The sequence below is a fragment of the Acinetobacter variabilis genome (genome assembly GCF_000369625.1).
Lineage (GTDB): Bacteria > Pseudomonadota > Gammaproteobacteria > Pseudomonadales > Moraxellaceae > Acinetobacter > Acinetobacter variabilis.
The window spans coordinates 100,549-127,198 of the sequence record NZ_KB850112.1; the positions used below are offsets into that span (position 1 = coordinate 100,549).

A 26,650-nucleotide genomic window follows, 5' to 3' on the forward strand; every position below is an offset into this window, starting at 1 on the left:
AAGCCTCAATATTTACTTGAGGCTTCCTTCTTAAAACCCTGATTTTACTCTATTCGTAATTTCTATAGCATGAGCTTAAATCAATTTAGGGTCATCAGATGACTGCTTTTGTTATTGCTATTTTTGCTTTGGCTGGTCTGATTAAAGGCACCATTGGATTAGGTTTGCCTGCGGTGTCCATGGGTTTGCTGACCATATTTATGAGCCCATTCCAGGCAGCAACTTTACTGATTGTGCCTTCGATGCTGACCAATTTCTGGCAACTCTTTGCCGAAGGTCATGTGCTGAAACTGATTTGCCGTTTCTGGCTTCTGCTGGCAGGCATTATTGTGGGTTCGGTCTGGAGTATTTTCCCGACTTTAGGCCATTCTGAATTTCATAGTGAAGCCTTACTAGGCGGGATGCTTGCTCTATATGGCCTATATGGTTTACTGGCAAAACGGATGCCAGATTTAAGCCAGCATGAAAAGTGGCTTTCTCCGATTATGGGATATCTCGGGGGTGCCTTGACCGTGGCGACTGGGGTAGTGGTAATTCCAGTCGTGCCTTATTTACAAACCCTGCATTTAAAACGTGATGATCTGGTTCAGGCCTTAGGTTTGGTGTTTACCACCTCGACGGTGTGTTTGGCAATTTTCCTGCACCAAAACCCGGTGGAAGATATGCCGATTGATTATACCATGTCGGCCATTGCACTGATTCCGGCCTTGATCGGGATGTGGTTCGGCAAAAAAATCCGTTCCCGTACCCCTGAACAGAAATTCCGGACAGTATTTTTTATCGGCCTGATCGCCTTAGGCAGCTATATGATGCTACATCAATTCGGCTGGATTTAATTCAGGATTTTTTGTACATCCGCAGAAATGAGGAACTGGCTAAAGTGCTGATAGGCCGTGCTTAGTTCATCAAAGTTCTTTGCAGCTAACAATAACTTGCGGTTGGCCCAATCTCCCGTCAGTTGGATTTGCTGAAATGCATAGAGCTTCGACAAACGTTGTGCAGCACGTTTTGGCATGATCGCGATACCTACACCATTGGCCACAACCTGGGCAATGGCGGCAAAATTTGGTAAGCGTAAGCGGTATTGAATTTCACAGTTCAGCAAGCGAGCCTGAGTTTCGATGGATTGCTGCAAAGAGTGATATTGCATCAGACCAACAAAAGGATAACTCAGACAGTCTGCTAATTTTAATGCCTGATTCGTTGCCAGACCATGCGGTTCAGGGCAGATCAGCACCAGAGGATCATCTGAAAATTCCAGAGTCTGTAATTGAGGGGCAGGAAAAAAGCTGGAAATAAGTCCCAGCTTGGCAGTACCACTCGCCAAAGCCGCAATGATGTCATTGCTCTCTGCTTCTTTGAGGTCGATCTGGATATTTGGGTTATTTACCAGATACTGTGGCAATAATAGGGGAAGGTACTCACTTTGTGCTGAAGAGTTACACCATAAGCTGATATTAGAATGGAGTCCTTCACTAAAGCCGGCCATGGCTTGAGACAATTGTTGTCCCTGTTGCAACAGGGCTTGGGCATGCTCAGCAAAAACCTGACCTGCAAAAGTCATTTTTACCCCAGCAGAATGGCGGCTGAACAGACTGACCTGATATTGCTGTTCCAGCTTTTTAATCCGCTCACTGGCTGCCTGTAAGGAAATGGCAGAGCGTTCAGCACCTTTGGTCAGACTACCTGTGTCGACTATATTGAGAAAAAGACGTAAATCAAAAAAATCCAGACGCATCTGCAGGATGCTCATATAAAAGATCAGGCCTATTTAAACAATTCTTGCGATATAAAAAAAGCAGCCCGGAGGCTGCTTGAAAATTTAAGTCTTCGAATTATTTTTTATCGACCAGGCTAAAGAACCAGTTCAGGAATAACGCAGCAAAGGTCGCTGTACCAATTCCACCGAGGTTAAAGTTACCAAAGGTTAGAGCAAAGTCACCTGTACCCAAAATAATGGTCACTGCTGCCACCATCAGGTTTTTGTTCTGTGAAAAATCGACTTTATTTTCGATCCAGATTTTCGCACCGGCAATAGTAATCAAACCAAAGACTACAATAGAGGCGCCGGTTAAAATCGCCGTTGGAATGGTATGAATAATCGCACCAAATTTCGGTGATAAACCGAGGAATACCGCAAATACACCCGCAACAGCAAAGATAATCGTTGAATAGACACGGGTAACGGCCATCACACCAATATTTTCACCATAGGTGGTCATACCCGGTGCGCCCACACCACCTGCCAGGGTAGTCGCAATACCATCCGCTACAAAGGCTTTACCAATATGCGGATCCAGATTTTCACCGGTCATGGCACCTACGGCTTTAATATGTCCCAAGTTTTCTGCAATCAGAATCAGGGCAATAGGCGCAATGATCAGCATGGCATTGGTATCAAATACAGGCGCATGAAAGCTCGGAACACCAAACCAGCCAGCTTGCTGAATTGGCGCAAAATCAATTGCAGTACCATAGCCCATCACATTACTTAAAATGTAGTAAATGAAGTAAGCCAGCAATAAACCGATCAAGAGCAATAAACGCTGTACCAGACCTTTGGTAAACACTGCAATGGAACCCATACACAGTACGGTCACCAGTGACATCCACATATTAAAGGTATTACCCATGACGTTTTTCACGGTCACAGGGGCCAGGTTCAGACCAATAATCATCACCACCGCACCGGTCACGACAGGCGGCATCAGTTTTTCAATCCAGCGGGTTCCCGTTGCCATCACCAGAACACCCATTAAGGCATAAAGCACACCACAGGCAATAATCCCGCCAGCGGCGACACCAATATTTGGATTCAGTCCGCCAGCACCTGCATAACCGGTTGCCGCAATCACTACCCCAATGAACGCAAAGCTTGAACCCAGATAACTTGGTACACGACCACCCGTGATCAGGAAGAACAGGATGGTACAGATCCCCGACATTAAAATGGCCAGATTGGGATCAAAACCCATTAGAAATGGCGCCAGTACCGTCGCACCGAACATGGCAAAGGCATGTTGTACCCCCAAGATCAGGGTCTGGGCAGGCGGTAAATACTCTGCGGTACCTACTGGTCGTGCATCGATACTACCCTCATAAGGACGCCACTTGGGAAACCAATTGGACATAAAATGAGCACTCAAAAGATAAATTGTGCACATCATACTCTTGTTTTTTAGAAGATTTAATCAGTGAAACAAAATTTTTGTTCAAATTAATTCTATGACTTTATTTGATATTTTACCGTGCGGTAAAAGTTTTTTAAATCAAAACTAAAGTTAAATCAGTGGATTAATTCCCGGAAAATTCATATTCAACTTCTATAAGTAATTTTAATTTGATATATAAATAAAGCTTTTTTTGGCTATTGACTGATCAATAAAAAAGCACATCGTGTAGATGTGCTTTAAATGGAAGAGAAAAAAATCAACCGGTATTTCGTAAACCAGCTGCGATCCCGGCAATACTCACCATCAGGGCATGATCGACCGGAGTGTGTTCAGCCTGCTGCTGTTCCAGATATAACCGACGACGTTTCATCAGTTCGGCTTGCAGTAAATGGAGCGGCAACAGATAAGGTTTACGCACGGTCATGGACTGGTCCAAGACGCCATTACTGCTGAGCAGTTTAGATTCCCCTTTTAAGGTTAATAAGGTCTGGATCGCATCCTGCAAGCGTTGACGCAGCTCTGTGCCGAGCTCTTTCAGATCTTCATCTTGGGTCAGATGCGATTCGTAATAGAGCGCGACATTGCTGTCTGCTTTGGAGAGTACCATTTCCAGCATATCAATCAGGGTCTGGAAATAAGGCCATTCGGTTAGCATCTCATCCAGAATTGTACGTTGCCCTTGATCCAGTACCTCATTTAATGCGGCACCTGTACCCAGCCAAGCCGGTAACATCAAACGAATTTGAGTCCAGGCAAAGACCCAGGGAATAGCACGCAAGGATTCAATCCCGCCGCTGACCTTACGTTTGGCAGGACGTGAACCAAGCGGCAACATTTGTAATTCCAGTTCTGGAGTCACGGTACGCAGGTATTTCACGAAATGTGGATTTTCACGTACTGTCTGACGATAGACCTGTACCGACAGATCCGTCATTTTATGCATCAGATCACGCCATTCCGGTTTCGGTTCGGGTGGCGGTAATAAAGTCGCTTCCAAAGTCGCTGCAGTATAAATTTCTAGATTTTGTAGCGCGATTTCTTCCAGACCAAATTTAAAGCGAATCATCTCACCCTGTTCAGTCACCCGGATGGCGCCTGAAATCGAACCCGGCGGTTGTGAGAACAGCGCTTGCTGGGTTGGTGCACCACCACGGCTGATCGAGCCGCCACGACCATGGAACAGGGTTAGCTGGATACCATGCTGTTTAGCAACTGCGGTCAGTTCTTCCTGCGCACGGTACTGTGCCCAGTTGGCTGACATAAAGCCGGCATCTTTGGCCGAATCCGAATAACCAATCATGACTTCATGCTTGCCCTGAATATGCTGTTTGTACCAATGCATATTAAAGAGTGTCGACATGGTGTCAGCAGCGCCGTCGAGATCTTTTAAGGTTTCAAATAAAGGTACTACCCGTAAAGGCTGTTTAATTCCGGCTTCTTTTTGCAGCAGCAAGACAGCCAGCACATCACTTGGGTATTCGGCCATGGAAATAATATAGGCACCCAGAGATTCACTTGGCTGTTCAGCCAGCGTGCGCATAGTGGTAAACACTTCCTGCACATCTGGATGTTCAATCAGGCTACCCGCTGGTTCATTCAGGTGTTTAGGTAGTAAAGGACGTTTACTTTGCAGTTCCTGCAGCAAGAAGTTTTGACGGGCCTGTTCAGTCCAGGTTTCAAAATTACCCAGACCCAGATATTCAGTAATGGCTGAAATGGCCTGACGATGACGACCAGATTCCTGACGGATATCCAGTTTGAGCAGTTCAATTCCGAAACAGTTTACCCGGTAAATCAGGTCCAGCAGACTGCTATTGGCAAGTTCTGCTAAATTGCACGCCATCAATGAGCGATAACAGGTCAGTAAAGGTTTTAATAACTCATCTTTACTTTTAATCACCCGGCTATCATCCGCATCTTTGCCATGCAGTTTTTCAGCCAGCCAGGCACGGGTGATTTTTAGACGTTCACGGATATCGCGTAAATATTCACGGTACGGTTCAGGATGTTGATGGCCTAACGCCTGTGTAATTTCATCACTGCATTGCTGAATAGAAAGTTCCCAGCGCAGGTTTTCAATATCACGCAGATACAGATCAGCTGCTTTCCAGCGCGACAACCACAATACTTCCTGAGTCACATTATGTGTCACATTCGGGTTGCCATCCCGGTCGCCACCCATCCAGGAAGCGAAACGTACCGGAGCAACATCCAGTGGTAGGGTCTGTCCGCATTGCTCCTCAACCATGCCGTTCAGTTCACGAATGAATTTAGGTACAGCATTCCAGAGGGTCTGTTCAATTGTCGTAAAGCCCCATTTGGCTTCATCCACCGGGGTTGGGCGATGTTGACGGATTTCATCAGTTTGCCAGGCAGAACTGATGAGCTGTTTTAAGTCAGCCAAGACTGCCTGACGTTCACGTGGGGTCAGTTTCTGCTGGTCAAATTTGGACAGGGCATTATTGATGCCATCATATTTCTGGATCAGGGTGCGTCGGCTGACTTCTGTTGGATGTGCGGTCAGTACCAGTTCAATCTTTAATTCACAGATTTGCTGATATAAGGTTTCTGCAGAAATTTCTTGCTGTTTGAATTTCTCAAATAAAGGCACCAGAGGATTTGGAGATTCTGTAGTTTCCTCAAATTCGCTTTGACGGCGACGACGTACCACATGGTACTGTTCGGCAATATTGGCAAAGTTTAAGAAATGAGTGAAGGCACGGGTCAATGGCAGGATTTCATGATCTTCTAAAGTCAGGAATAATTGTTCCAGCTGTTTTTCTGCTTCAACCTGTCCATCGCGAGCGCCTTTCGATAAGGCCCGAATTTGCTCGACCTGATTAAACAAATCTTGCCCCGCATGTAACTTCAGGGTTTCTCCCAGTAGATTACCCAGTAAACGTACGTCTTCGCGTAGAGGTGCATCAATCTGTTGAACCATTTTTTATATCCCTCCGATTCTTCCTTTGACTATACCCCGACTGCATGACAATCCAAGTCTTTTGCAGACAAAAGTTGAATATCATTTGTTGATAATTGGATGAATTTTAGTCCTTATACTGTTGTAAGGATCAGGCCAGATAGAAGAAATTTAACGGGAAATCGCATATTTCAGCATAAAGATCTCGATGGCCTGTTGAATGATCTGATGGCGTTGTTGCATGTCAGGTAACGGGCTTAAGCTCAGTAAGACTTTGTGATGTCGCATACCTAGCAGTAAGGACACCATCAGTTCGGTCTGATGTTGCGGATCATCAGTCTGGATAAATTGATGTTGCTGCGCCTGCTCAAAGAAATCATGCCAGGCCTGATTCAGCTTGATATGTGAGGCCGTATAAAAACGTTCCGCCAACGGATTTTTTTCATAGGCCAGTTGCATGATGAGCAGGTCCAGTTTGAGAGCTTCCGGCAGATTGGCAATATTGAAAGAACGTAAACAGATCTGATATAGCTCCTGCTGAAAATCGCTATCAGGCTGCAGAACTTTAGGAGATTCCTGCAGAATTGCCTCACAGGTTTCTTCAACCGCACAGCTAAACAGCGTGGCCTTATCCTGAAAATGATTATAGACAGTGAGTTTGGTCACACCGGCTTTCAGCGCAATCTGGTTCATGCTGGAACCATGATAACCATGCTGTAAAAACAGCTGTTTCGCTGCGTTCAGAATACGCTGGCGTTTCTCCAGATCCTTGGGTCGTCCAACCGGTATTTGCACAATTTCATCCAAAAAAAATCAATATGGTCATTGTTTTAACTGCAGAATCCTAATTAGTGTACCGGGTGGTATATTAATTAAAAAATAAGCAATTTATATATCTACTTATTTTGCCCTAAAAATGATGATTAGATAAGAGCGAACAATAATGAGCACGATACAGAGCGCACTGGCTGGCATGATCGTCCTATGCAGTATGGCTTTCTCAGGATGTAGCAAGGACAGCGCTGCAGCAGAACAGGAAGTTCCATTTGTCATGGTGACCACACCGAAAACTTCACATCAGGAATTGAAAAGCTATGCCGGTGATCTCCAGGCACGTCAGCAAACAGCACTGGCGTTCCGGGTAGGCGGGCAGGTCACCCAGCGCTTTGTCGATGTGGGCGATCAGGTAAAAGTGGGGCAGATCTTGGCGACCCTAGATGTGAAAGATGCTCAACTTCAATTAAATGCAGCACGTGCCCAGCTGGAAAGTGCTCAATCGGCCAGTAAAATTGCTCAGGATGAATTACAGCGTTTCAAGCAGCTGTTACCCACCAATGCCGTGAGCCGTTCGCAATATGATGCGATTGAAAACCAATATAAGGCAGCCGCGTCAAATCTGAAACAGGCCCAGTCTAATTATGATACGGCTAAAAACCAGACCGCTTATAACCAGCTCATTGCTAATAAAAATGGGGTGATTACTGCACGCAATATCGAAATTGGTCAGGTCGTTGCAGCAGGGCAGGCTGCCTTTGAACTGGCGATAGCTGGTGAGCGTGAAGTCGTGATTGGGGTTCCTGAACAGGCGATTTCCGAAATTAAAACCGGTCAGCCGGCCTGGGTCACTTTATGGTCTAAACCGAATGAAAAATTCACCGCTTTTGTTCGTGAGATTTCACCAGCAGCAGATCAATCGCGTACCTTCCGGGTGAAAGTGGCTTTACGCGAGGGTAATAGCCAGATTCAGCTCGGCCAGAGTGCCCGGGTGTTCTTTCAGAACAGTCAGGACAATATCCTTAGCGTTCCTTTATCCAGTGTTTCAGCGACCGATCAGCAGGCCTATGTGATGGTAGTCAAGCCGGATTATACCATCCGCAAAGTGCCGGTGCAGCTGGGTGCTTATGGCCGTGATTCTGTGCCAGTTCTCAGTGGGTTAAAGGCTGATGATTATGTGGTAATTGGTGGGGTTCATCTACTGCGTGATCAGCAAAAAATCAATCCGATTGACCGTGAAAACCGTAGTGTGAAAATTCAGGCAGGGAGTTAAACATGAACTTTAACCTGTCTGAATGGGCCTTAAAAAATAAAGGTCTGGTACTGTATTTCATGATCCTGCTCGGTTTGGTGGGTATCGTGTCCTATTCCAAACTGTCACAAAGTGAGGACCCGCCGTTTACCTTTAAGGTGATGGTAATCCAGACCTATTGGCCGGGTGCCAGTGCCAAGGAGGTGTCCTTACAGGTCACCGACCGGATTGAAAAAGAGTTGATGACTACCGGACAGTATGACCGGATCATGGCCTATTCCCGTCCGGGGGAATCCATGGTGACTTTTATTGCCAAGGACTCTTTGGCTTCCAAGGATGTCGCGGATGTCTGGTATAACGTCCGTAAGAAAATCAATGATATTCGGCATGAATTGCCGCAAAGCGTACAAGGTCCATTCTTCAATGATGAGTTTGGTGATACCTTTGGTAACATCTATGTCATCAAGGGTAATGACTTCGATTATGCGACGCTTAAAGAATATGCCGACCGTTTACAGTTACAGTTGCAACGGGTCAAGGATGTTGCCAAAGTTGAACTGATTGGTCTGCAGGACCAGAAAATCTGGATCGAAATCTCCAACACCAAAGCTACCCAGCTCGGTATTCCGGTCACTGCCATTCAGCAGGCACTGCAGCAGCAAAATGCCATGACTCAGGCGGGCTTTTTTGAAACCGGTTCTGACCGGATTCAGGTGCGGGTCAGTGGTGCGCTGAATAATGTCGAAGAACTGCAGCAGCTACCTTTACTGGTGAATGGCAAGACCATCCAGCTTGGCGATGTGGCGGAGGTTTATCGTGGCTTTACCGATCCGGCACAACCGCGTATGCGTTTTATGGGCGAAAATGGCATCGGTATTGCCGTATCGATGCGTAAAGGCGGTGACATCATTGCCTTGGGTAAAAATCTGGAACAGGAATTTGCCCATTTGCAGAAAACTTTGCCTTTAGGAATGGATCTGCAAAAAGTTTCAGATCAGCCGGTAGCAGTGAAACGCAGTATTAATGAATTTATGAAAGTTCTGGCCGAGGCCGTGATTATTGTTCTCTTGGTGAGTTTTTTCTCACTCGGGTTCCGTACTGGTTTGGTGGTGGCTTTCTCGATTCCGTTAGTATTGGCGATGACCTTTGCCGGGATGCAACTGTTTGATGTTGGCCTGCATAAGATTTCTCTGGGTGCCCTGATTCTGGCACTTGGCCTTCTGGTCGATGACGCGATCATTGCCATAGAAATGATGGCAATCAAAATGGAGCAGGGTTTTAGCCGCTTACAGGCGGCCGGTCATGCCTGGCGGACGACTGCTTTTCCAATGCTGACCGGAACCCTGATTACTGCTGCCGGTTTCCTGCCAATCGCGACAGCAGCATCCAGTACCGGGGAATATACTCGCTCGATTTTCCAGGTGGTGACACTGGCACTGTTGGTGTCCTGGATTGCCGCAGTCCTGTTTGTACCTTATCTGGGTGACAAACTCCTGCCAGATTTTAACAAGGATCTGGTGCAGAGAGCGCCATGGTATCAACGTCTCTCGGCGCGTTTACGCAAACGCTCTGAACTGGAGCCGCTGGTGCATCATGCCGGTGAACATCATGATCCTTATCAAACCAACTTCTATCAAAGCTTTCGTCGCTGGGTGAATATCTGTGTCACCTACCGTAAAGCAGTCATTGCGTCGACTGTCGGGATTTTTGTGCTATCCATTTTGATGTTTAATCTGGTACCTAAACAATTCTTCCCGCCATCGAACCGTGCCGAAATTCTGGTAGATCTGAAACTGGAAGAGGGCGCTTCATTAAAAGCGACTGAGGCTGCGGTGAAAAAAGTTGAAAACTTCCTGTCTAAACAGGAGGGGATTGATAACTATGTGGTCTATGTCGGTACCGGCTCACCGCGTTTCTATTTGCCATTAGACCAGCAATTGCCGTAAGCCAGCTTTGCCCAGTTTGTGGTATTGGCTTCATCACTTGAAGACCGCAATGAAATCCGTAAATCCTTAAGCGACCAGATTCGGGTGCTGTTACCAGAAGCCCGTACCCGCGTATCTCTGCTGGAAAATGGCCCACCCGTCGGCTATCCATTACAGTTCCGAGTATCGGGTGAAGACCTGGGATTAGTCCGTCAATGGGCACAGAAAGTTGCAGCAACGGTCGGAGATAATCCGAATACTACTAATGTGCATCTGGACTGGGGCGAGCCAAGTAAAGTGATTAAACTGGATATCGATCAGGACCGTGCCCGTCAGCTTGGCGTGAGCAGTAGCGATTTGGCCAGTTTTCTAAATAGTTCAATTTCTGGAACTGCGATTGATCAATACCGTGAAAAACGTGAACTGATTGAAATCCGTTTACGGGGTGATCAAGCTGAACGTGTCGATGTTGGTTCACTGAATAGTCTGGCCGTACCAACTACAAATAGGAGTTCAGTTCCTTTGGCCCAGATTGCCAAGATCGAATATAGCTTTGAAGAAGGCCTGATCTGGCATCGGAATCGCTTACCGACCATTACCATACGGGCCGATATCCGGACGCAACTGCAACCGGCAACCGTGGTGAATGAGTTGAAAGATCAACTTGAGCAGCTCAGAGCAGAAATGCCAAGTGGCTATCTGATTGAAGTAGGTGGAACAGTCGAAGAATCTGCGCGAGGGCAGAATTCAGTGAATGCGGGTATGCCATTGTTCCTGGCAGTGGTGATGACTTTGCTGATGATTCAGCTTAGAAGTATTTCACGTGCCTTTATTGTCTTCCTGACGGCGCCATTGGGCATTATTGGCGTGGTCTTATTCCTGTTAATTTTCAATAAACCTTTTGGTTTTGTGGCCATGCTGGGCACAATTGCTTTGTCAGGCATGATCATGCGTAACTCATTGATTCTCATTGACCAGATTGAACAGGATATTCAGGCGGGTGAATCGCAATGGAATGCCATTATCAATGCCACAGTGCGCCGTTGCCGTCCGATTGTCCTGACTGCACTGGCTGCCGTTCTAGCCATGATTCCTTTATCCAGAAGCATTTTCTTCGGACCAATGGCGGTTGCCATTATGGGAGGATTAATCGTTGCAACGCTATTAACACTGTTTTTCCTGCCAGCCTTATATGCACAATGGTTTAAAGTGAAAAAAGTTTAAATTCTGTTTAAATTTGTCATAATTTCAGGTGCGAAATATTGAAAATTTCAATATAGTAGTACCTGATTTTTTAATAACTCAAAAAAGACATACTGCTGCGGAACTCGCTTGTGCTGGGCCGTACACTTAGGTTGATTAAACATGACTCAAGACACACTCATCAAGATGCGACGTTCCGTGGCGATGGCTTATGTCTTCATGTTTTTTGCTTTGTTTACAGTGGTGAGCGGCATATTCGCCTACTGGTATGCACGTAAAATTACCCAGATCGATTATGCTGAAGTCTGGCTGCAGGCACAGGCACTCTGGATCATGCGCAATATTGTAATTTATTCGGTACTCGCCATTTTTGCAGCGCTTTGGTTCATTCCATTATTTTTCTTTGCCTGGGATAGCCAGCTTTGGGTGAAAGCCTGCACAGTCGCAGGTGTGGTATTCAGCTTTATTGCTATTATTTTCCTCATTAATGCCTGGTTCAAAGGTATCTTCAAATTTTCTCAAAACAAAGCCGTATTCTAAGCTTTCAATTTTTTTTCAGAATTCCCCTTGTAAAGCTGGGTTTAACCCCAATTTTAGACCACAGTCAATATTAAATAGAATTCCGTGAGGAGCATCGCCAGACATGGCTAAACGTGATTATTATGAGGTTTTGGGCGTCTCTAAAACCGCTAGTGATGATGAAATTAAAAAAGCCTACCGTAAGTTGGCGATGAAATATCATCCAGACCGTAACCCGGACAATCCTGAAGCTGAAGAGAAATTTAAAGAGGCTTCAGAAGCGTATGAAGTTCTGTCAGACAGCGAGAAACGCAGCATGTACGACCGCATGGGCCATCAAGCCTTTGAAGGTGGTATGGGTGGTGGTGCTGGCGGCTTCGGTGGTTTCAGTGCGGAAGATATTTTCAGCCAGTTTGGGGATATTTTCGGTGGAGCCTTTGGTGGGGGTGGCCGTGGCCAGCAACGTCAACGCCGTGGTTCAGACTTACGCTATGTGATGGAATTGACCCTTGAAGAAGCAGTGAAAGGCGTTAAGAAAACCATTACTTTTACTGCACCAGCGCCATGTGACGCCTGTGATGGTAAAGGTTCTAAAAATCCGAACGATGTTGAAACCTGTCCAACCTGTCATGGTGCCGGCCGGGTACGTATGCAGCAAGGTTTCTTCTCGGTACAGCAAACCTGTAGTACCTGTCGTGGCCAGGGCAAGATCATCAAGAATCCATGTAATAAATGTCATGGTTCAGGTGTATCTGACCGTCAGCAAACTTTGGAAGTTACTATTCCAGCCGGGGTGGACAATGGCGACCGCGTACGCTTGACTGGTAAAGGTGAAGCGATCCGTGATGGCCAATCAGGTGATCTATACGTTGAAGTCGTGGTACGTGAACACGAAATCTTCCAGCGTGACGGTGCAGATCTGTATATGGATGTGCCAATTTCAATTGCGGATGCAGCTTTGGGTAAAGAAGTTCAGATTCCGACATTAGATGGTCGTGTCAGCCTGAAAATTCCTGAAGGTACGCAAACCGGTAAACTGTTCCGCCTACGTGGTAAGGGCGTGAAACCAGTACGTTCAACCATGCAAGGTGATCTGCTTTGCCGTGTTGTTGTAGAAACACCGGTGAACCTGACTGCACGTCAACGTGAACTGTTAAAAGAGTTGCAAGCGACCATGGAAGATGAGGGCAGCCAGTCTTCTCCAAAGAAAAAATCTTTCTTTGATCGGTTGTTTGACTGATCTGGATCGATAAAAAAGGACGCTCAGGCGTCTTTTTTTATGGCTTAAATTCGGAAAAGACGTATAAGTTCATTATTAGATAGAAATAATGAGAAAATTATTCTTTTAATAGTATTGGCTTTTTAAGAAGGATTTATATCCCTCACGCAGAGAAATATAAATCCTGTCATATTATTGCGCTTCAGTTGCTTGAGCTTCTGATGCTGGAGCTTCGCTTGCAGGTGCTTCAGCAGCTTGAACTTCAGATGCAGCTGTTTCAGTTGCAGCAGGAGCTGTTTGTGCTACTTCTTCAGCAGCAAAAGTTTGTGATGCAGCAATTAACGCTATCCCGGCAAAAGTTAATTGAACTAATTTCATATAAATTTCCGGTGGTGTTTCAAAAAGTATGCTGGCGTTAAACAAATCCGTTATTAAGGTAAAAGAAAGTCAAATCAAAGGCTTTAAAATGATTTTCGAGCTTTTTAGAAAAGTTGCAACTTCTCCTAAATCCACGCCTGATTCGATGACGAATTCTACAATTGTTACCTTCAATACCGACGGTAAAAAACTTACCGATCACTTGCTTGCAACATTGAAATGCTGTGATAAAACTATCCCAATGATCACTCGCAATTCGAGCATATTGAACCCCAAGCTTTTTAAGTCTAGCTTTAAGACGTTGAACCGTTGCTAAATCCCGCTTACCCCAAACATAAGCAACAATTTCTCCAGATTCTCGATGGTAGGCATAAATAAGCCATTGTTTATTTTGCTTATTCCCTACAAAAGTCCAAAGTTCATCGACTTCAAGACATTCGTAGTGGCTTTGTTTAGGCTGAATCTGATAGATCGATTCACTTAAGGTTCGTAATACCTTGCCAATGCTGATACGCTCGACTTCAGCAATATCTCTTACACCGCTTCCTCTGACCATTAAATGTAGTATCTTGCCGGTAATACCTGAGTTACACCCTTGATAGCTTAATGCATGATCACCAATAAATTGACGTTTGCAATCTTTGCACTGATGGTTTTGTTTTCCATCTACTTTGATGCCATTTCTCTTTATATTGTTACTTAGACAGGTAGGACATTTGATTTGTAGCGTTATTTTCATAACTCTATTTTATCAAAAGCCATATTGTTTTTTTCAGCATACTTTTTGAAACACCACCAAATTTCCTTGTATTAAAAATAGTGTACTACTCAGTACACTTGGCAAAAATGTTGACATAAAATGTAGATATTGATGTTTTTTTGTGTGTACTTATGTTTGGTAATGTAATTTGATGTTATTTAAATAATTGAAATATAAGATTAATCATTAATCTCATAAAATTGAGCAAGTGGCAAAATATATAAGAAAATGGATTTTTTAATGTGATGTATGTCACATATTTGCACATCTAAAGAATGAAATTTAATTTAAATTCTAAAAGAAAAACCCCAGCGTCCTGCTGGGGTTTTTCGTATGGGTTCGCTCGGTATAACTCCTGTCGTACCTTACTGTCCTTGTGCTGATCTATTGTTATTCTTGTTTGGAACTTCCTGTTCCTGATGAGTTCATCATAGGAAACTTCCAGTATTCTGGATAGCAGCAAAAGGCCGAGATTGATGTGAGCCAAAGCGTACAAAGAGTCCGATTACTACTTTTGCCAGACAGGGAAAATACTTTATCACCTCATCATCAGGATATGAAAATCCTGAATTAATGATCTCTCTATTCATTTGACTAATAAAATATTATGAATAATCTGAAATATTAAAAGAATTGTTACAAAAACTGGTTCCTGTTAAATTTTTAGCAATCATGAGATTATTAAGAATTTGATATATAAAATTAATTTTTAGGCTGGCAATCTTGCTAAATAGGAAGAATTTAGAAGGTTATTTAATCTGTCAATTCCTCAAAACTTGCAGAACTTTTTCTAATTTGTAATCCTTGCGACCAAGGGTGTCTAGCTGAGCTAAGGCAGGTATTTGTTGTAGTCGGGCCGCTACAACTGATAACAGGTGCCTGTATGTTTAATTTAAAGATTTTTAATAAGATCTCTACCGAAGTCTTGACCTTAAAAAATGACCTTGAGCTGAATTCCGAGATTCAACTCATCACTAAATATAAAACATCTATTTGTGAAGACTATAAAAAAGCGATTGTGTTGATCTTTAAAGAACGTGGATATACCAGCTTGGAAGTTGGTCAACTACTTGATGCGTGATCCTTAAACATTCCTAAATTTAAAAAAGTATGGATTTACACTTCCATTTACCCAAGCAATCCATCGTGTTTCATCGAAAATAATGCCATGCGCTAAGGGCATATGCTTCAGTACGCGATGATGGGTATTTAATTCAATAATATCAGTAATACTTATATTGCTGAGGTGGTCAAACTGGAGTTTCAATATATTTCCCTTAAATGCAAATGATCTGAATATGAAAAATCAAGATCATACGTACCATGGAAAAGAGGTGGTCCCACTTGTTTGAACAACTAAAAGCGTATTTATAAGTGATATTCCGCTCTAGTTAAGCCACCTTGTTTTGTTGGGGTAGCTGATCATAGTAAAACTCATTTGGTGTCATTTTGTCTAGACTCGAATGAGGTCGTTTCAAATTATAAAACTCAAAATATGCACTTAATTGCTTTTTCGCATCTGTGACACTGCTATAAGCTTTGAGATACACCTCTTCATATTTAACGCTCCGCCATAATCGTTCAACCATCACATTATCTACCCATCGACCTTTACCATCCATACTGATTTGAATGCCATTTGATTTCAATACATCAATAAATGCATCACTGGTGAACTGACTGCCTTGGTCTGTATTCAATATTTCAGGTGATCCATATTTTTCAATCGCTTCATTTAAAACCGAAATACAAAAATCCACATCCATACTAATCGATACCCTATGCGCAAGTACCTTGCGGCTATGCCAATCAATCACAGCACATAAATAAACAAAGCCTTTTGCCATAGGAATATACGTTATATCCGTAGACCACACTTGATTACTGCGCAGAATAGCCAACCCTTTGAGCAGATATGGATATTTACGGTGAGCTTGATTAGCCTGGCTTAAATTTGGTTTGCAATATAACGCCTGAATACCCATTTTCTTCATTAAAGTACGTGTATGACGTCGTCCTATATGATGCCCTTGACGATTCAACAAATCACGCATCATACGACTGCCTGCAAAAGGATATTGCATATGTAATTCATCAATACATCGCATCAGCTTCAGATCTGATGAGCTAACAGGTTTTGGGCGATAATAATAACAACCACGGGAGACTTTCAGCAGCTTAGCTTGCTTAGATACTGAAATCTGAAGTGAGTCGTCGATTAACTTTTGTGGTTGAAGCGGCCCAGTTTCTTCAACACACCTTCTAAAAAATCAATTTCTAATGCCTGCTCACCGATTTTTGCATGTAACTTTTTAAGATCAATGGGGGGTTCTGATGGAGCTTTTGATTGATCGAAAGCTTGCGAGGAAGCTGAGATCAATTGATTTTTCCAGTCAATAATTTGGTTTTGATGAACATCAAATTCAGCACTCAATTCAGCAAGTGTTTTTTCTGCTTTAATCGCAGCAAGTGCTACCTTAGCTTTAAAATCATTTGAATGATTTCTTCTTGGTCTACGTGCCATAAAATACTCCATATATTGATGTTTATAACATCATTTGAGGAGCAGAATATCACTTATAGGAGTTGTTCAAATTTACGGATCCATCTCTGAAAAATATTTTTTATCTTATTAAATTCAATTATTTAAAATTAAAATCTAATTCTTATTAACTAGAATTTTCTTTAAATGAGTTTATCTCTGACTAACCATTTAATCATTATTCCTCTAACGGAATTATTTTCTTTTTACTCGTCCATAAACTATTGTTGATATGGACTGCATATCAAAATCCCTCATGACCTTCTTTAATTCTTTTCATTGATTTTTATGCGATCAATCTTAGTGTTATGAGCGAGTTTTGCTATAGTAAGAGCAATTTCGAATCAACATCAGGACTATGTTATGTCAGCGACACCACGCATTGGGATTTTAGGTGCAGGCGGCCGTATGGGACGCATCCTTATTCAGGCGGTGAAAGAAGCCGGTTACCAATTGGCGGCAGCTGTTGAGCGCCCTGAAAGCTCACTCATTGGTGCAGATGCCGGTGAACTGGCTGGCGTAGGGAGCTTGGGTGTAAAGGTTGTCGGCCATCTTGAAGAAGTGGTCAAAAACTGTGACGTGGTGATCGACTTTACTGCGCCTGCTGCGACTGTGAATCATCTTAAAATCTGCCGTGAAAATGGTGTTGCGATCGTGATTGGTACGACTGGTATGAATGACGAACAAAAGGCTTATCTGGATGAATCTGCAAAAGAAACTCCAGTGGTCTATGCAGCGAACTATTCGGTTGGTGTGAACGTTTCGATCAAACTGCTAGAACTTGCCTCTAAAGTCTTTGGTGATACGGTCGATATTGAAGTGATCGAAGCACATCACCGTCATAAGGTAGATGCGCCATCAGGTACAGCTCTTATGATGGGTGAAGCGATTGCTGGAGCACTGGGTCGTGATCTGAAAAAAGATGCGGTGTATCATCGTGAAGGGCATACGGGTCCTCGTGAACGTAAAAGCATTGGTTTTCAGACCATTCGTGGCGGTGATATTGTCGGTGAACATACTGCAATGTTTATTGGCGAAGGCGAGCGTGTTGAAATTACGCATAAAGCAACCAACCGTATGAACTTTGCAGCGGGTGCCGTACGTGCAGCAGCTTGGGTCGTTGGTCGTGATGCACGTAAATATGACATGAAGGATGTACTTGGTTTTAACGATATTCAAGTATAAATTTTCGTCAAAATCCTATATAAAAATAACTTAAAACTAAAATAAGATGACAATGGAATGAAGAAATTAATATTAATGGCGTGTGCTGTAGCCTTTGCCGCTACAGCACAGTCGACCTCTGTGCAGAATGCCAAGCTCAGCATTAATAAAAATAATATTAAAGTCTGGACCTATCAGGATGAGCGTAATCCCGTTTTTCTCTATAAAGCCGAAACCACCTACAATGTCCCGATTGAGAATGCTGTTTCTCTGATTCTGGATGTTGATCATGCAGTGAAATGGGTGCCTTATATGGGCAGTATCAAGGTACTATCGCGTGATGATAAAAAAGGCGATTTCACCCTGTATATGGTGCTGGATTTTCCATTTCCTTTAAAAGATCGTGATCTGATTGTGCAGGGTAAAATGATCAAGGATGCCAATGGCCAGATCACCATTAAGAATAAAGCGATTCAGACTGGGTATGCCCTAAACCCGAATTATGTGCGTTTGACTGATTATCAGGGAGACTGGACTTTCCTGAAACTGGCCAATAACAAGGTCAAGGTATCGACTTATGGCTATGCCAATCCTGAAGGTTCGATTCCTTTAACCTTTGTGAATATGTTTGTGCAGCAGCAGCCTTATCAGATGCTGCAAAAGATGAAAACCGAACTGGCTAAACCTGTGGCAACGCCTGTGTTACCCGAAGCTTTACGCTAAATGGCCAATATAAAAAAGTCCGCATTAGGCGGACTTTTTTATGAAGGGAATTTCAAGAGCATTGTTGCGCAGTTATGTCTTGCTGTGGGACCAGTTTCATTTGAATTAAAACTAAAAGCAAAGCAACAGCACTGAGCCCAGCACCGGCAAATGAAACCGCACTATAGCTAAGTCCCAAATCCAGCACACTGGCACCCGCGATCGCACCCAAAGCATTTCCAAGATTGAAAGCACCAATATTTACCGAAGAAGCCAGTCCAGGCGCATCATAAGCCACAGACATGACTCGCATTTGTAAAGGTGGAACCACGGCAAAGGCAGCAGCACCCCAGATGATTAATGCCAGACCTGCACCAAGAGCTGTGCTTGCCAGAATCGGGAAGAGCAGCATCATCAGCATAAGCAAGATTAAAAAGCCAATCAGGGTTTTATCTAAGGATAGATCTGCAAACTTGCCACCCAGATGATTACCAATCGAGAAACCTACTCCAATCAGTACCAGCATTAGAGTAATTAATGCCGGTGAGGCTTGAGTAAAGCTTTGCAGACTTGGCGCAATATAAGTGTATAGGGCAAACATGGCCCCCGCACTCATCACGGTAGTTAATAAAGCTAAAACGACAGGCAGGCGGGTCAGGACTTCCAGTTCCTGCCTTACATCCGGTTTCTGGCTGCTTTGGCCTTCAGGCAAGGCTTTCCATAAGGAGAACATGGTTAGCAAACCAAGCAGGGAAATACCCAGAAAAGCCATACGCCAGCCGATATGTTGTCCTATCCAGGTTGCTAGTGGCACCCCGCCAATATTGGCAATGGTCAGGCCCATAAACATCATGGCCACGGCGCTGGCCTGTTTATCTTTCGGAACGACACTGGCAGCGACAACTGAACCAATCCCAAAGAAAGCACCATGGTTCAGGCTGGTGATGATGCGTGCCCCCATCAATCCCAGATAATTAGGCGCTAATGTCGCCAGAATATTACCAATCGTAAAAATCGCCATCAGTAAAATGAGAGATTTACGTTTAGAATAACGGCTTAACCAGAGGGTCATTAGCGGTGCACCCAACATCACACCTAAAGCATAGGCACTGATTAGCATCCCGGCACGAGGAATCGAAATCTCCAGATCACGAGCGATTTCTGGCAGAAAACCCATAGGAGAGAATTCAGTGGTACCAATTGCAAAGGCGCCAACCGCCAGTGCAAGCAAAGGAAAATTAATTTTCATGGTTTCTGCTTAGTCCCAGATAGGTGCCAGTTGTTCCGGATCGACTTCGCGGCCATTACGCTCCAGGGTGCTGATCAAGGCCATTTCTTCTTGAGTCAGCTGTATCTCCTGCGCTGCCAGATTGGCAAGTAGATGTTCACGTTTGGTTGAAGAAGGAATCACCGCAAAACCTTCTTGCAAGGCCCAAGCCAGTACAATTTGTGCAGTCGAAGCCTGATGCTGGACAGCAATTCCTTGCAGGACAGGATCATTCAGCACTTTGCCATAAGCTAGTGTCATATAAGAGGTGACATCAATATTCTGTGCTTGTAGGAAATTCACCAGACGCTGATTTTGTAAATAAGGACTGAGTTCAATCTGGTTAGTGGCGATATGCTCCAGACCAATACTATCAATCGCTTGCTGGGTCAGCTCAATATTGAAATTGGACACACCAATATGCTCAGTCAGACCTTGCTGTTTGGCTTCTAATAAAGTCTGCATCAGCTCAGGAATTTGAACGCCTAAACGAGGTGCAGGCCAATGAATGAGCGTTAGATTGACTGCATCGGTACGTAGTTTATGTAGACTCTCTTTGAGACTTGGAATCAGTTTGTCTGGTGCGTAATTATCTGTCCAGATTTTGGTGGTAATGAACAGCTCGTTACGATTAACCTGACTTTCTGCAATGGCCTGACCCACTTCTGCTTCATTGGCATAAATCTGTGCCGTATCTACAGCGCGATAACCGACTTCCAGTGCTGTTTTGACTGAATCAATGACGGTCTGTCCAGACAGGCGAAAGGTACCGACACCAAATTGAGGAACAATATTCATAGCTTTAATCTTTAAGTATTTTCGATGTTGAGTATTTTGTGCTTTTTATTGTTGCGAAAAAATAGCTGAATTTGCAAAATATTATTGACCGAAAATCAATAAAAGAGTGACAAATGAAATCGACGATTGAAGAATTACAGGCTTTTGTCACTATTGTGGATAGTGGTTCTATTGTCATGGCGGCAGAGCGTTTGGGACAAACCACTTCGGGTGTCAGTCGGGCATTGCAACGTCTGGAAAATAAGTTAAATGTTACTCTTTTAGAAAGAACCACACGTAAGCTGAAACTGACTCAAGAAGGCCAGCTATTTCTAGAAAAGGCGCGCAAAATTCTCAATGATCTGGCAGAAGCTGAAGATGCTTTGCTGAAATCAGATAGTGATACGTCAGGATTGATTCGGGTCGATTCAGCCACCCCTTTTGTGCTGCATGTAATCGTGCCACTAATTCAGGAATTTATGCAGCGCTATCCCCAGATTGAAATTGAACTGAATAATCATGATCAGGTGATTGATCTGCTGGAACATAAAACCGATGTTGCGATCCGTTTTGGAGAACTGCATGATTCCAGCCTGCATGCCAGATTATTATGCCGCAGCCGTTTGTATATTGTGGCCAGCCCTGAATATTTACAGCAAAAGGGCAGACCGCAATCAGTGGTGGATTTATCGGAACACACTTTGTTGGGATTTAGTCAGCCTACGCATCTGAACACCTGGCCGATTCGGCTGGATGGCGAACCTATCATTGTAAAGCCAAAGATTAGAGCACCTAATGGGGAAACGGTTCGTCAATTGGCTTTATATGGGGTGGGTATTACCTGTCTGTCACGCTTTCTGGTCGAGGATGATTTACATGCGGGTCGTTTAGAGGCGCTATTTGAAGACCAGATTGAGCTGCATTATCAAAAAATTCATGCAGTCTATTACCGTCAGGAGCATTTGCCTAAACGGGTGCATTTATTTATTGAATTTCTGGCTCAGAAGTTGTCTAAATATTTATAAATCAATTATTTACAAATAAAGCCATAAAAAATCTGCCCTAACATGAGGCTAGGGCAGATCTAGATTTACTGATAATTGGTACAAATTAGAAATCGGCTTTCAGTACAATCCGGTAACGGGCTTTGCCTGAGTGCAGACGTTCAATCGCAGTATTAATTTCCGACATTGGGAATAACTCAATTTGTGGCGCAATATTTTTACGTGCCGCAAATTTTAATAATTGACGTAAAGCTGCTGGTGAACCTGTCGGCGAGCCAGTCACTGATTTAGCACCACCAATTAGTGAACCTGCAGAAATTTGCATGGGTTCCAGTGGTAAGCCCAGCATATGTACAGTGCCATTTGGTGCCAGTGTTGATAAATAAGCCTGCCAGTCCAATGTGACATTCACAGTACTCATTAATAGATCAAATTTACCACGAAGCAGTTTAAGCGCTGCTGGGTCACGACTATTTACTACATGGTCTGCACCCATGGCTTTTAGTTCATCAGTTTTATCCAGATTTGAAGTAAAGGCGGTAATTTCACAACCCCAAGCTTTCAGCAGCTTGATCGCCATATGTCCCAAACCGCCAATACCAATGACACCAACGTGGTGAATAGCCTGAATCTGATGTTTCAGAATCGGATCAAATACGGTAATCCCGCCACAGAGCAGGGGACCGGCACTTTCCGGATCCAGATCTTCAGGTAAGGGAATTGCCCATTGCCAGCCAGCACGGACTTTATCCGCAAAACCGCCTGCATGACCGACGATGGTTGCAACCTGACCACCGGTACACAGCACTTGCTGACCTGAAATACAGGAATCACAATGTTGGCAGTTTTCCGCAGTCCAGCCAATACCGACACGTTGACCTACTTTTAGACCTTTAGCTTCAGAACCCAGTTGCGTAATGGTACCAATCACTTCATGTCCGGCCACCACAGGATATACTGAAGATCTCCAGTCATTATTGAGTACTGAAATATCAGAATGACATAGGCCGCAGTATTCAACTTTCACTTCGACCTGATGCGGCTGAAGTTCACCCGCATCAAATTGATAAGGTTCCAGGGCGGCACCCGCAGACATTGCGGCATAGGCTTGAATAGTATTATTGGACATAGGTTCAGCTCTTATTTGAATGGGAGGATATTGTTTTAAAGTGACAGTGATTTTCATGGTCATCGACCATGCCGACTGCCTGCATAAAGGCATAACAGATCGTAGGACCGACAAACTTAAAGCCTGCTTTTTTTAAGGCTTTGGACATGTTCTGGCTTTCAATGGTTTGTGCCGGAGCCTGGTGATAATCTGCCACATCATTATTCAATCGGGGCTGCTGGGCAAAGGACCATAACCATGTGACCACATCAATCTCTTGAGATTTAAGCTGTTGCCAGGCCCGGGCATTATCGCGAATTGCAGTCAGTTTACCAATATGCCGGATTAGACTAGCATCTTGCAGTTTTGCGGTGAGTTGCTCATCTGTAAAAGAAGCAATCGTTTCAATAGAATATTGAAAGAAATGTTTCCGATAAGATTCACGTTTTCTGAGTACGGTAATCCAGGCTAAACCGGCCTGCTGACCTTCCAGACACAGCATTTCAAACAGGCGTTTTTCATCATGCAGCGCCTGTCCCCATTCCTGATCATGGTAGGCAGTATAGAGGGGATCATCAGAGCACCAGCCACAGCGTTGGATCGTCAAGGGATGCTCCTTTTGATTATCTTATAATTTAAATGTCGTCCACTGATCTTGCTGATTATCCCAGTAGGACAGTTCTGCCTGCTGCAGATCACTGAACTGGATCCACATATCCTTACCACTTTTGTCGGCATAACCGGTACTGATCAGAAGCGCCTCTTCAGTAATTTCCATGATCCAGCCCTGATAGGTCTGGCCATTGAGTACGATTTTCTGTTGATTGCCTGATTCTGCAAATTCGACCAGACGGTTGATCAACGCTTCTGACATGTAAACTTCCTAAAATTAACGTAAATATGGATAAGGGTTAACGACACCACGGCCCTTACCATTTAAATAGAGACCATAATGCAGATGTGGCGCGGTATGGCGGGCATTGCCAGTATTGCCGACATAACCAATGACATCGCCCTTTTTGACATAGTTACCGACTTTCAGGCCACGCTTATGACCATCCAGATGTGCATAATAATGCCAAGTGCCGCCTGGACCCAGAATCCAGACTACTTTACCACCCAAATTGTTATTCCGTAAATCTGCGATCAGACCAGGCGTCGCACTACGAACCTTGGTTCCACGTGGAGCCAGAATATCAATGCCCTCATGCAAACGGCCGCTACTACGCGAAGCTCCCCAAGTATCTTTCAATTCACGAGCCTGGACCCGATCTACCGGAATCGGCAGAGAAGAGGGCATACGCATATGATTCAGTTTTTTGACCAATGCCGGATTAAGCTGAACCGCAGAAGGATGTTTCGGTGCGCTACTACACGCCACCAGAAATAACATCACCAAAGAAAGCCCGACAAACGCAAGAGAATGGCGCAAAATATTTATCCTTAAATGAGGCCAGTTGATTCTTCTTGTTCCAGACTATGTCATAAATTTACGGTAGAAATCAATTTTTTCATGGCGGTTGGAATACCTGCATTGACTGCAGTTTCCGGGTTCATCCAGAAGCCTTGTAACTCAATTGCCAGATGTTCCTGCTGATCTTCATCGACTGCAAAAACCATGGCTTCAAGCTGCCAGGTAAAATGGGTAAAACTGTGGCTGATCTGGGTCTTTTGTACGAGATTTTTCAGACCCAGTTGCTGGCACAGTTGTTCAAATGCATGAGTGTCTTCAATAATTGGCAGACACCAAAGCCCACCCCAAAGACCACTATTAGGACGTTGCTGCCATAGCCATTCATCACCTGATTGGATCAACAGCACTTGAGCTGCTTTGACCGGTACCGGCTTTTTGGCTTTTTTAAAGGGCAATTCATTTTCCAGACCCTGCTGATGTGCCTTGCAATGTTGCTGCATTGGGCAATACAGGCATAAAGGCTTTTTTGGAGTACAGACAGTCGCACCGAGATCCATAATCGCCTGGGTATAGTCATGATTCCGATCAACCGGGCAGAGCTGTTCAGCAAGCTCCCACAAGGCACGTTCATGTACTGGTTTAGACAGATCATCTTCGATCGCAAAAAACCGTGCCAGCACCCGTTTGACGTTGCCATCCATGATTACGCCGTACTGACGTAAACCCAAAGACATTAAGGCTCCCGCGGTTGAGCGGCCAATGCCGGGCAGGGCGATCCATTCTTCCAGGCTCATCGGGAAATGGCCCTGACTTGCCACAATACCGGCTGCCTTATGCAAATTGCGGGCACGGGCATAATAGCCCAGCCCAGCCCAATAGGGCGCAACCTCATCCCACGAAGCTGTACCTAAGTCCTGTACTGTCGGAAAACGCTGAATAAACCGCTCAAAATATTGCAGCACGGTTTTGACCTGAGTCTGCTGTAGCATGATTTCAGAGACCCAGACCTTATAGGGATCATCGGCCACTTGCCACGGCAAATCATGGCGGCCATGCACATCAAACCATTCTAAAAGGGCATCTGAAAATACAAACATGAAGATAGAACAAACTGGAAAACGAGGCCTAGTATAACTGAAGAGACCCAGCTAAAAGATGAAAAGTCTGCTAAAACAGCAAGACTGAAAAAGAGTAAAAATGAATAAATGGAAGGGACAAGTGAACACTTCGAAAAGCATTCACTCGGGAAAAAAATTTAAATTCTTATTCTTCAATGCCCCAGCGTGCATCCAGCTTTAATACCTTGCCTTCATAACGTGGGATAATATGAATGTGTAAATGTTCTGATTTTTCCTGAAATACTTCGCCATCATTAAACCCGACATGAAAACCGGAAGGCTGATAGCGTAATTGCAATTCATTACGAGCCTGTTCAAGTAAGGACATCATGCTCTTACGTTCTTTATCTGTGATTTCAAAAAATGACGCCACATGACGTAATGGAGTAACTACATAATGTCCTTTGGACAGGGAGTTGGGTTCAGGTAACACGACAGCAAAATCATTTTTAGCCAGAATATCGTATTCGTCAAAATTACAGTACGGGCAGTTATTTTCAGTCATGATATTGGCTCCTTTCATTGAATTTATTTTTTTCAGGTATGACCCAGTTCGATCATGAGCCGGATCAATTTATCTGTTATTAGGCGAGTTGTCGTGCCAGTAATTCATACATGGCAGCCAAGCTTTGTTTTTCTGCTTCAGCATTGTAGCCCAGATCGACACCATTGGCCTTGGCGCGCTCATCCGCAAGCGGGTTGCTAAATCCATGCTTGGCATTTTCAAATACAATCACATTATGCTCGACCTTAGCCGCCTGCATTTCTTCTTTAAAGCTGGCGACATCATCCAGGCTCACCATACTGTCCTTTTCACCATGTAGAACCAGAATTTCTGCCTGTACCTGGCCTTCTTGTGCAGGTGCTTTAGGAGATAGGTTGGCATGGAAAGTAGCCACAGCTTTTAAAGGCGCATTTGAGCGAGCCAGATCCAGAGCCACTTTACCGCCGTAACAGAAACCAATTGCCGCCAGTTTTTCCGGATTGACTTCATCCTGTGCCGCCAAAGTATCTAAAGCAGCTTTCGCACGGTTCACGATAGTGTCCGGATCTTCGAAAGTCTGCATCATCCATTGATAGGCCTGATCAGAGCTGGTGGTTACTTTCTTGTCACCATACATATCAATTGCCAGCGCGGCATACCCATGTTCCGCCAGTTCACGGGCACGCTGTTCAGTATAGTCATTGCGGCCCCACCATTCGGGTGCCACGATAACACCGGCTACAGGTGCATCAGTTTCCGGTGCGGCAAAATAACCAATCAAAGTGCTGCCATCCTGCGCAGTATATTGAATTTCGCGGGTCTTGATTGCTGCCATGCTGAAGTCCTCTATTGTTGTTGAATATTTTGATTAAACTATAAAATAGCAAAACTGCTATGAATATACATGAAAAGCTCCAACTAATTCGTTTCTCATCAGTACAAAAAAA

Annotated in this window: 24 protein-coding genes and 1 pseudogene; 9 read left to right on the plus strand and 16 right to left on the minus strand. The window is 44.2% G+C overall.

Annotated elements, in window-relative coordinates:
* Positions 1 to 98 precede the first annotated feature (98 nt).
* On the plus strand, positions 99 to 836 hold the full coding sequence (locus F897_RS03065; RefSeq protein WP_005233181.1) for a sulfite exporter TauE/SafE family protein: 738 nt from the start codon (positions 99 to 101) through the stop codon (positions 834 to 836).
* Here the strand turns inward: F897_RS03065 and F897_RS03070 are convergent.
* From F897_RS03070 to F897_RS03085, 4 genes are all read right to left on the minus strand, one after another.
* Positions 833 to 1,738, minus strand: coding sequence for a LysR family transcriptional regulator (locus F897_RS03070; protein WP_005233182.1), 906 nt, complete (start codon positions 1,736 to 1,738; stop codon positions 833 to 835). The genes F897_RS03065 and F897_RS03070 overlap by 4 nt on opposite strands.
* Before the next feature lie 97 nt (positions 1,739 to 1,835).
* Complete coding sequence (locus tag F897_RS03075; protein ID WP_005233183.1) at positions 1,836 to 3,131, minus strand: solute carrier family 23 protein; 1,296 nt, start codon at positions 3,129 to 3,131, stop codon at positions 1,836 to 1,838.
* A 298-nt stretch (positions 3,132 to 3,429) separates the two neighbouring features.
* Positions 3,430 to 6,114: a phosphoenolpyruvate carboxylase gene (gene ppc, locus F897_RS03080; RefSeq protein WP_005233184.1), complete on the minus strand. Its 2,685-nt coding sequence runs from the start codon at positions 6,112 to 6,114 to the stop codon at positions 3,430 to 3,432.
* Positions 6,115 to 6,264: 150 nt separating this feature from the next.
* Positions 6,265 to 6,888 carry a TetR/AcrR family transcriptional regulator gene (locus tag F897_RS03085; RefSeq protein ID WP_005233185.1) on the minus strand — a complete coding sequence of 208 codons (624 nt, stop codon included), beginning with the start codon at positions 6,886 to 6,888 and terminating at the stop codon, positions 6,265 to 6,267.
* 148 nt (positions 6,889 to 7,036) lie between these two features.
* On the opposite strand from F897_RS03085, the gene F897_RS03090 reads away from it, so the two are divergent.
* The 4 genes and pseudogenes from F897_RS03090 (at position 7,037) to dnaJ (ending at position 13,006) form a co-directional block, all read left to right on the plus strand.
* The gene (locus F897_RS03090) at positions 7,037 to 8,140 is read left to right on the plus strand and encodes an efflux RND transporter periplasmic adaptor subunit (RefSeq protein WP_005233186.1); all 1,104 of its coding nucleotides are present in this window, start codon (positions 7,037 to 7,039) and stop codon (positions 8,138 to 8,140) included.
* Positions 8,141 to 8,142: 2 nt separating this feature from the next.
* Positions 8,143 to 11,268 (plus strand): annotated as a pseudogene (locus F897_RS03095) (efflux RND transporter permease subunit).
* A 141-nt stretch (positions 11,269 to 11,409) separates the two neighbouring features.
* Positions 11,410 to 11,787 (plus strand): hypothetical protein, encoded by a 378-nt coding sequence (locus tag F897_RS03100; protein ID WP_004780421.1) that lies wholly within the window; start codon positions 11,410 to 11,412, stop codon positions 11,785 to 11,787.
* A gap of 103 nt (positions 11,788 to 11,890) precedes the next feature.
* Positions 11,891 to 13,006, plus strand: coding sequence for a molecular chaperone DnaJ (dnaJ, locus tag F897_RS03105; RefSeq protein ID WP_005233191.1), 1,116 nt, complete (start codon positions 11,891 to 11,893; stop codon positions 13,004 to 13,006).
* A 171-nt stretch (positions 13,007 to 13,177) separates the two neighbouring features.
* Here dnaJ and F897_RS03110 read toward each other — a convergent pair whose 3' ends face one another.
* The gene (locus F897_RS03110) at positions 13,178 to 13,363 is read right to left on the minus strand and encodes a hypothetical protein (protein WP_005233192.1); all 186 of its coding nucleotides are present in this window, start codon (positions 13,361 to 13,363) and stop codon (positions 13,178 to 13,180) included.
* Between the two features lie 37 nt (positions 13,364 to 13,400).
* Complete coding sequence (locus tag F897_RS03115) at positions 13,401 to 14,102, minus strand: IS1 family transposase (protein ID WP_004730370.1); 702 nt, start codon at positions 14,100 to 14,102, stop codon at positions 13,401 to 13,403.
* 904 nt (positions 14,103 to 15,006) lie between these two features.
* Here F897_RS03115 and F897_RS03120 point away from each other — a divergent pair.
* Positions 15,007 to 15,204, plus strand: a complete 198-nt coding sequence (locus F897_RS03120; RefSeq protein ID WP_004780426.1) for a hypothetical protein — start codon at positions 15,007 to 15,009, stop codon at positions 15,202 to 15,204.
* Between the two features lie 310 nt (positions 15,205 to 15,514).
* Here the strand turns inward: F897_RS03120 and F897_RS16910 are convergent.
* A protein-coding gene (locus F897_RS16910) for an IS3 family transposase (RefSeq protein ID WP_122959110.1) occupies positions 15,515 to 16,659 on the minus strand; the annotation gives its coding sequence in 2 pieces (ribosomal slippage) (positions 15,515 to 16,395 and positions 16,395 to 16,659; 1,146 coding nt in all).
* A 369-nt stretch (positions 16,660 to 17,028) separates the two neighbouring features.
* On the opposite strand from F897_RS16910, the gene dapB reads away from it, so the two are divergent.
* Together dapB and F897_RS03140 are read left to right on the plus strand one after the other, a co-directional pair.
* Positions 17,029 to 17,850 (plus strand): 4-hydroxy-tetrahydrodipicolinate reductase, encoded by an 822-nt coding sequence (dapB, locus tag F897_RS03135; RefSeq protein WP_005233193.1) that lies wholly within the window; start codon positions 17,029 to 17,031, stop codon positions 17,848 to 17,850.
* 57 nt (positions 17,851 to 17,907) lie between these two features.
* Positions 17,908 to 18,552, plus strand: coding sequence for an START domain-containing protein (locus F897_RS03140; RefSeq protein WP_005233194.1), 645 nt, complete (start codon positions 17,908 to 17,910; stop codon positions 18,550 to 18,552).
* A gap of 52 nt (positions 18,553 to 18,604) precedes the next feature.
* Here the strand turns inward: F897_RS03140 and F897_RS03145 are convergent, their stop codons facing one another.
* Entirely contained in the window at positions 18,605 to 19,780 is a 1,176-nt protein-coding gene (locus F897_RS03145) for an MFS transporter (protein ID WP_005233197.1), read from the minus strand.
* 9 nt (positions 19,781 to 19,789) lie between these two features.
* Positions 19,790 to 20,596: a 2,5-didehydrogluconate reductase DkgB gene (dkgB, locus tag F897_RS03150; protein ID WP_005233199.1), complete on the minus strand. Its 807-nt coding sequence runs from the start codon at positions 20,594 to 20,596 to the stop codon at positions 19,790 to 19,792.
* Positions 20,597 to 20,709: 113 nt separating this feature from the next.
* Between dkgB and F897_RS03155 the strand changes: the two genes are divergently transcribed.
* On the plus strand, positions 20,710 to 21,600 hold the full coding sequence (locus F897_RS03155; RefSeq protein WP_005233200.1) for a LysR family transcriptional regulator: 891 nt from the start codon (positions 20,710 to 20,712) through the stop codon (positions 21,598 to 21,600).
* Positions 21,601 to 21,685: 85 nt separating this feature from the next.
* On the opposite strand, the gene ahr is transcribed toward F897_RS03155, so the two are convergent.
* The 7 genes from ahr to F897_RS03190 all read right to left on the minus strand — a co-directional run bounded on the left by ahr (position 21,686) and on the right by F897_RS03190 (position 26,538).
* Positions 21,686 to 22,708: an NADPH-dependent aldehyde reductase Ahr gene (gene ahr / locus F897_RS03160; RefSeq protein WP_005233201.1), complete on the minus strand. Its 1,023-nt coding sequence runs from the start codon at positions 22,706 to 22,708 to the stop codon at positions 21,686 to 21,688.
* Between the two features lie 4 nt (positions 22,709 to 22,712).
* On the minus strand, positions 22,713 to 23,294 hold the full coding sequence (locus F897_RS03165) for a DNA-3-methyladenine glycosylase I (RefSeq protein ID WP_004780438.1): 582 nt from the start codon (positions 23,292 to 23,294) through the stop codon (positions 22,713 to 22,715).
* A gap of 21 nt (positions 23,295 to 23,315) precedes the next feature.
* A complete protein-coding gene (locus F897_RS03170; protein ID WP_004780440.1) occupies positions 23,316 to 23,561 on the minus strand; it encodes a hypothetical protein in 246 nt (81 codons plus the stop codon).
* A gap of 15 nt (positions 23,562 to 23,576) precedes the next feature.
* Complete coding sequence (locus F897_RS03175) at positions 23,577 to 24,080, minus strand: M23 family metallopeptidase (RefSeq protein ID WP_171064776.1); 504 nt, start codon at positions 24,078 to 24,080, stop codon at positions 23,577 to 23,579.
* 89 nt (positions 24,081 to 24,169) lie between these two features.
* Positions 24,170 to 25,198 (minus strand): A/G-specific adenine glycosylase, encoded by a 1,029-nt coding sequence (gene mutY / locus F897_RS03180; RefSeq protein WP_005233202.1) that lies wholly within the window; start codon positions 25,196 to 25,198, stop codon positions 24,170 to 24,172.
* A 166-nt stretch (positions 25,199 to 25,364) separates the two neighbouring features.
* Positions 25,365 to 25,724 carry an HIT family protein gene (locus F897_RS03185; protein ID WP_005233203.1) on the minus strand — a complete coding sequence of 120 codons (360 nt, stop codon included), beginning with the start codon at positions 25,722 to 25,724 and terminating at the stop codon, positions 25,365 to 25,367.
* Positions 25,725 to 25,803: 79 nt separating this feature from the next.
* Positions 25,804 to 26,538 carry a dienelactone hydrolase family protein gene (locus tag F897_RS03190; RefSeq protein ID WP_005233204.1) on the minus strand — a complete coding sequence of 245 codons (735 nt, stop codon included), beginning with the start codon at positions 26,536 to 26,538 and terminating at the stop codon, positions 25,804 to 25,806.
* Positions 26,539 to 26,650 lie beyond the last annotated feature (112 nt).

What these genes read in the sequence shown, in the direction of transcription:
- F897_RS03065 (WP_005233181.1), top strand. Translation starts at nt 99, where the DNA reads ATGACTGCTTTTGTTATTGCTATTTTTGCTTTGGCTGGTCTGATTAAA.
- F897_RS03070 (WP_005233182.1), bottom strand. Translation starts at nt 1,738, where the DNA reads ATGCGTCTGGATTTTTTTGATTTACGTCTTTTTCTCAATATAGTCGAC.
- F897_RS03075 (WP_005233183.1), bottom strand. Translation starts at nt 3,131, where the DNA reads ATGTCCAATTGGTTTCCCAAGTGGCGTCCTTATGAGGGTAGTATCGAT.
- ppc (WP_005233184.1), bottom strand. Translation starts at nt 6,114, where the DNA reads ATGGTTCAACAGATTGATGCACCTCTACGCGAAGACGTACGTTTACTG.
- F897_RS03090 (WP_005233186.1), top strand. Translation starts at nt 7,037, where the DNA reads ATGAGCACGATACAGAGCGCACTGGCTGGCATGATCGTCCTATGCAGT.
- F897_RS03100 (WP_004780421.1), top strand. Translation starts at nt 11,410, where the DNA reads ATGACTCAAGACACACTCATCAAGATGCGACGTTCCGTGGCGATGGCT.
- dnaJ (WP_005233191.1), top strand. Translation starts at nt 11,891, where the DNA reads ATGGCTAAACGTGATTATTATGAGGTTTTGGGCGTCTCTAAAACCGCT.
- F897_RS03110 (WP_005233192.1), bottom strand. Translation starts at nt 13,363, where the DNA reads ATGAAATTAGTTCAATTAACTTTTGCCGGGATAGCGTTAATTGCTGCA.
- F897_RS03115 (WP_004730370.1), bottom strand. Translation starts at nt 14,102, where the DNA reads ATGAAAATAACGCTACAAATCAAATGTCCTACCTGTCTAAGTAACAAT.
- F897_RS03120 (WP_004780426.1), top strand. Translation starts at nt 15,007, where the DNA reads ATGTTTAATTTAAAGATTTTTAATAAGATCTCTACCGAAGTCTTGACC.
- dapB (WP_005233193.1), top strand. Translation starts at nt 17,029, where the DNA reads ATGTCAGCGACACCACGCATTGGGATTTTAGGTGCAGGCGGCCGTATG.
- F897_RS03140 (WP_005233194.1), top strand. Translation starts at nt 17,908, where the DNA reads ATGAAGAAATTAATATTAATGGCGTGTGCTGTAGCCTTTGCCGCTACA.
- F897_RS03145 (WP_005233197.1), bottom strand. Translation starts at nt 19,780, where the DNA reads ATGAAAATTAATTTTCCTTTGCTTGCACTGGCGGTTGGCGCCTTTGCA.
- dkgB (WP_005233199.1), bottom strand. Translation starts at nt 20,596, where the DNA reads ATGAATATTGTTCCTCAATTTGGTGTCGGTACCTTTCGCCTGTCTGGA.
- F897_RS03155 (WP_005233200.1), top strand. Translation starts at nt 20,710, where the DNA reads ATGAAATCGACGATTGAAGAATTACAGGCTTTTGTCACTATTGTGGAT.
- ahr (WP_005233201.1), bottom strand. Translation starts at nt 22,708, where the DNA reads ATGTCCAATAATACTATTCAAGCCTATGCCGCAATGTCTGCGGGTGCC.
- F897_RS03170 (WP_004780440.1), bottom strand. Translation starts at nt 23,561, where the DNA reads ATGTCAGAAGCGTTGATCAACCGTCTGGTCGAATTTGCAGAATCAGGC.
- F897_RS03175 (WP_171064776.1), bottom strand. Translation starts at nt 24,080, where the DNA reads ATGTTATTTCTGGTGGCGTGTAGTAGCGCACCGAAACATCCTTCTGCG.
- mutY (WP_005233202.1), bottom strand. Translation starts at nt 25,198, where the DNA reads ATGTTTGTATTTTCAGATGCCCTTTTAGAATGGTTTGATGTGCATGGC.
- F897_RS03185 (WP_005233203.1), bottom strand. Translation starts at nt 25,724, where the DNA reads ATGACTGAAAATAACTGCCCGTACTGTAATTTTGACGAATACGATATT.
- F897_RS03190 (WP_005233204.1), bottom strand. Translation starts at nt 26,538, where the DNA reads ATGGCAGCAATCAAGACCCGCGAAATTCAATATACTGCGCAGGATGGC.